General features: G+C 43.9%; 4 protein-coding genes and 1 pseudogene. 1 reads left to right on the top strand and 4 read right to left on the bottom strand.

What is annotated here, in order from left to right; translation table 11 throughout:
• Positions 1-92: 92 nt before the first annotated feature.
• On the bottom strand, positions 93-362 hold the full coding sequence (locus NH454_RS22020; protein WP_063530058.1) for a hypothetical protein: 270 nt from the start codon (positions 360-362) through the stop codon (positions 93-95).
• 411 nt (positions 363-773) lie between these two features.
• Between NH454_RS22020 and NH454_RS22015 the strand changes: the two genes are divergently transcribed.
• On the top strand, positions 774-1,697 hold the full coding sequence (locus NH454_RS22015; protein WP_063530059.1) for an IS5-like element ISSpu11 family transposase: 924 nt from the start codon (positions 774-776) through the stop codon (positions 1,695-1,697).
• Positions 1,698-1,781: 84 nt separating this feature from the next.
• Here the strand turns inward: NH454_RS22015 and NH454_RS22010 are convergent.
• The 3 genes and pseudogenes from NH454_RS22010 to NH454_RS22000 form a co-directional block, all read right to left on the bottom strand.
• A pseudogene (locus NH454_RS22010) lies at positions 1,782-1,943 on the bottom strand (DNA-binding protein); the annotation flags it as partial.
• A gap of 216 nt (positions 1,944-2,159) precedes the next feature.
• Positions 2,160-3,374 (bottom strand): HipA domain-containing protein, encoded by a 1,215-nt coding sequence (locus tag NH454_RS22005; RefSeq protein WP_063530061.1) that lies wholly within the window; start codon positions 3,372-3,374, stop codon positions 2,160-2,162.
• On the bottom strand, positions 3,367-3,687 hold the full coding sequence (locus NH454_RS22000) for a helix-turn-helix transcriptional regulator (protein WP_063530062.1): 321 nt from the start codon (positions 3,685-3,687) through the stop codon (positions 3,367-3,369). The genes NH454_RS22005 and NH454_RS22000 overlap by 8 nt, the downstream gene beginning before the upstream one ends.
• Positions 3,688-4,309: the final 622 nt, after the last annotated feature.

The following is a 4,309-nucleotide window of genomic DNA, read 5'->3' as shown; positions in this document are numbered from 1 at the left end:
TATAGAACGTGCGCTAAACGCCAGACCTAGAAAGTGCCTAGGTTACAAACAGCCTGTCGTTGTGTTTAACGAATTACGCAATGCGGCCTAATTTAGCGAGTGGTGCACTTCGGGGTTGAATTCGCGCCAAGCCCACCATCAAAAATAATAATGGCTAACGCTATGTGTCCAAATAAAAAAGCTAAACCAAAATCGTTAAACTTTATTCCACCAGGACCATTTTCTCCTGCTAACATTCCAAGCAGTAGAAAAACTAGTAATATTGGCACACCTACACGCTTAGTTATTACACTCGCAATAATGCAAAGAAAGGCCAAAAAAGCAGAACCTAAAATGTATTGATAAACGACTTCTATAGCCATAATCCCATTACCAAATTTGTACTTCCCCCGATTAGGGTTTCATGGCTACCATCTATTCTATTCAACTTTTTGTATGAGCCAAATCAAGGGGGAGTATTTAAGAATACCAAACTAAAATTATTAAGTTTGAGAAAGCATTACAAGCAAATAAGATAACATATTCGATTAATTTATACTATCCACGGGCGCCATCGCATATCTATGTATAGTTCAGTATATTGAGGTTAATAACCTAGAGTTAGCTATTTTACCCTCAATAAAAGGCTTACAATTTAAGCATGAAATTAGGCCTCTCACATAGCTATTTGATATCTACTCGCTATACCGTAGAGGCTTTGTTTCCTAAATCAGTTGAACTAAAACCATAGCTGGTGATCTGATCGACATAGCCCATCAACTCGCCCATCAATCGTGTCAAAACCTCGATATAAAACAATCAACTGGAAGCAATACAATCAAGCCCTGATCAATCGTGGCTCACTTACCTTCTGGATTGATGAGGACGCTATCGCCCAGTGGAAAGCTAAGGCCGAGCAACCAAGGAAAGGTCGACCACGCGTATTTAGCGACTTAGCCATTACCACCGCGCTGATGGTTAAACGTGTTTTCTCGATGCCACTACGAGCGTTACAAGGCTTTATCAACTCGGTGTTTAAACTGGCTGATATTCCGCTTTCGTGCCCACATTACACTTGCATCAGCAAACGCGCTAAAACCGTCAAGATTGCTTTTAAAACCAAGACGCGTGGCACCATTGAGCACTTGGCTATCGACTCGACAGGCTTGAAGGTTTATGGCGAAGGTGAGTGGAAAGTGAAGAAACATGGCACAGATGGCAAGCGCCGCGTGTGGCGTAAGCTGCATATCGCTGTCGATACCCATAGCCATGAAATTATTGCAGCGGAACTGAGTTTATCCGGTGTCACTGACGCTAAAGTTATGCCGAATTTGCTCAAGCAAATCCATCGCAAAATCCGCAATATCTCAGGTGATGGTGCTTACGACACAAGAGCCTGTCACGATGCCGTTCGTAGAAAACGGGCTTTAGTACTCATTCCACCGAGGGAAGGCGCTGCGCTCTGGGAACAAGGTCATCCGCGTAACTTAGCGGTCAGTTGGCAACAGCTTCATGGTTCAAATAAACAGTGGAAAAAACGGTATGGTTATCATCGGCGGTCAATCTCAGAAACAGCAATGTACAGAGTGAAGCAACTACTTGGTGGCAGATTGAGCCTGCGAAATTATAACGGTCAGGTAGGAGAAACTTACGCGATGATAAAGGCGTTGAACAAACTCACTGGGCTAGGCATGCCTGAAACTTACCGTGTAGTTTAATATTCAAGCGATTATGAGGAGCTTTGCTCGCTGAATCGATTTAGGAAACAAAGCCCCTTGGCGCTTGTCTCTTTGCACATAACCTTCAATGTGCCACAGCTTGTTTCGTGTATTTCGGTTGATACGAGGTTGCGGCAAGCTACCATCTTTTATTCTTCGCCAGAGCGTCGTATAGCTAATGTGGTAACGAGCCATCACTTCGTAAGATGTTAGAAAAGGGGTTACCTGGTGCGCTACTGCTGTCATCTGTATTCTCCTGAAAATCAATGTAAAGCTATCATCGCCTGGTTCATCACTTGTTGATGGTCAGAAAGATGCATGATTTGTTCAGAAGATCAGCCTTATCATGACACCGGTATCATTGTGCAGTTTACCAAATTTCCAGTTTACGGCGAAAAGTGCCGTAAAATCGCATTAAGTTAAACCATCTTTATCAATATGCACGCTCTAGCTACTAGGAATTCAGCGTAGCGGTATACTTCGTAAATGCATTTCAATGGCTTCAATGACTGACTTAGTAAGGGGTAAATGCGCTTTTTCTTTCGCCCATACCTCATGGAAGCCTGCTACGGTTTGTTTGGCTGTATCTAACACCAATTTTTCTGGCAACATGGCTTTAGCCGCTAAGTGTGATAGCTCATCCAGCGTGAAATCGCTGAATCTCTTGCTACGGCTCACCTTCAGCGATGCACTATCATCGGGGATATAAGGAATGGTTGAAACAAAGTCATAAGCAGGCGCAATCGATGCGGTGCGCTTATCTTTGTAGATCACAGACCAATTCTTCAAATGCATATCCGCATTGCCAATTAAGGTATTGAACACCAGTCGGCGAGTAAATTCAGCAATGTCTTCGTCTTGCCCTTCAATACCGATAACCTGAGCAATATTTCGCATACTGGCTTTTTTGTACTTATCTTGAGGATAAACGCCAAACACTTGCGCAAAGTCCTCAATGTGAACAGCTTGACCATCTGCACGGTCAAAACGCTTGATCACAAAAGCGCTATCACCAAATTTGCCAATGCCATTTGGGATATTAGTAATCCGATTAATAGGGAGTAGCTGCGTTTCTGGCACGTCCATTCCCAACATTCGAGCCAGTTCCATCATTGAATATTCATTTTCTGGCACAGCGTCAAATCGAGATGACGGCAACTTCACAATCCAAGAGCCACCTTTACCAGTTGCTGGAATGGTCAAGCCGCCGTTAGCCTGTTGCACGGCTGAAAACTTCAACTGCACACCCGCCAATGAGAAGCGCATCGGCGCTTCAATTTTCGTTTCATCGTCAATGCCTTGATGCACATTAGGTGGCAGCGCTTCACCACCCGCCGGTTCAACCGTGATCGCGCCAGCTAAATCCTGCCCTAGCACCCACAATAGAAAAAACTCCCGTGCTGGGTTCACACCAGCACGCTCAGCCAGGTAATTACGCATGGTTTCTTCTGGTAAAAGGTTGGAGAAAAACGGGGTTAACTTAGTTTGGGTAGGTTTGAAGCTAGTCAGCAGGCCACCGAGCGAATCTTTAAAGCCAAGCCCTAACACAGGCCGCGATTCGTCATTAATGTACGAATCCATAAAGGCAAAAAGTGTTCTGTCATTACCCACGTTGGTGATCGTTGCGATCGGTTCACCATAGAGCAACACGTTGAGCGTAGAGACATGGTTAGTCATCGTCGTCTTCCTCTAACTGATACGCGGGCGACATTGGCTCACCCTCATCGCTGATGCCGTTAATACCTTGGCCACTTCGAATGATCGACTTGATGGCAGGTACAGACTTTTTAGGCGCAACCAATAGCTCTAGGTCTAGTACACGGGCAAGTGCAATCAAACTGGATATTCTTAAATCAACACTGCCAGACTCGATTTTCGAAATATGGCTTTGAGGCACACCCGAACGAGTACTTAACTCTCTCTGGCTAAACCCCTTTCGTACCCGAGCTTCTCGAAGACTTTCTAGTATCTGCTCTGTTACATAGCTCATTTCGATACGCCTTAATGCATCACTTAAGAATAATTATATACAGAAACATATCACAGTAACTCAAACAACACAAATTCGATTAGCTATTACATATCAAAATCCATTATCTGATACATAATTACATATAAGTAGAAGGAGATTTTTGTCATCGACAAAAGAGCGATACTCTCGCTGATAATCGCGAACTGACGCATCAAACTCCCTAAGTACTTTTGTCGCTCAGCCCTTATACAGCAAGGGCTACAGAAGAACTCGCGTCAAATCGCCAGAAGATAAGTGCAACAAAGAGGAAGTTTGTACACAGTTACAGGAAATTTTGTACACACAAGTCGAAAAACAAGTGCAAAATGATGGTGTAAACAGCAACTAAATTTGAAGGTAAGTCTGATATCTCAATTAGAAATAACCGTATTGGTTCGCTTCAACGTCGTCAGCAACATCATGCACTTGGAGAGCTTAGATAGCGTTCGGCTAAGTAATAGCAATGTTATGTAAGCGCGAATTCAACCCCGAAGTGCACCACTCGCTAAATTAGGCCGCATTGCGTAATTCGTTAAACACAACGACAGGCTGTTTGTAACCTAGGCACTTTCTAGGTCTGGCGTTTAGCGCACGTTCTATA

This window comes from Pseudoalteromonas sp. Ps84H-4, from assembly GCF_024124645.1.
Taxonomy (GTDB): Bacteria; Pseudomonadota; Gammaproteobacteria; order Enterobacterales; family Alteromonadaceae; genus Pseudoalteromonas; species Pseudoalteromonas lipolytica_C.
Note: the sequence above shows the minus strand (reverse complement) of the source record. Positions and strands in the feature narration are given on the sequence as shown.

What these genes read in the sequence shown, in the direction of transcription:
- NH454_RS22000 (WP_063530062.1), bottom strand. Translation starts at nt 3,687, where the DNA reads ATGAGCTATGTAACAGAGCAGATACTAGAAAGTCTTCGAGAAGCTCGG.
- NH454_RS22005 (WP_063530061.1), bottom strand. Translation starts at nt 3,374, where the DNA reads ATGACTAACCATGTCTCTACGCTCAACGTGTTGCTCTATGGTGAACCG.
- NH454_RS22020 (WP_063530058.1), bottom strand. Translation starts at nt 362, where the DNA reads ATGGCTATAGAAGTCGTTTATCAATACATTTTAGGTTCTGCTTTTTTG.